The organism is Halostella sp. PRR32, assembly GCF_034808085.1.
Lineage (GTDB): Archaea > Halobacteriota > Halobacteria > Halobacteriales > Natronoarchaeaceae > Halostella > Halostella pelagica.
On record NZ_JAXHGL010000124.1, the window covers coordinates 1 to 272 of the forward strand.

General features: G+C 65.8%; 1 pseudogene. It reads right to left on the reverse strand.

What is annotated here, in order from left to right:
• Nucleotides 1–272 (reverse strand): annotated as a pseudogene (locus SM753_RS20615) (type II secretion protein F); the annotation flags it as partial.

The window sequence follows — 272 nt, forward strand, 5'->3', positions numbered from 1 at the left end:
CCGACAGCGACGGCAGCCCGACGAAGTCGGTGAGGAAGTGCAGCTCCGGCGGGGCCGTCTGGCGGATTGTCTCCTCGTCGATGGAGAGCAGGACGAGCCCGAGCCAGATGACGTACATCCCCATGATGGTGCCGGCGACGGCGAACACCGCGCTGTACAGCATCGTCTTCGCGGAGTACGTCCGGTAGGTCGTCGGCATGTGCGCTGCACGGAGCTGCTGCTTCCGGATCGCCTTGTTCCGGCCCTTGCTGCTCGCGTAGGTCCCGAAGATG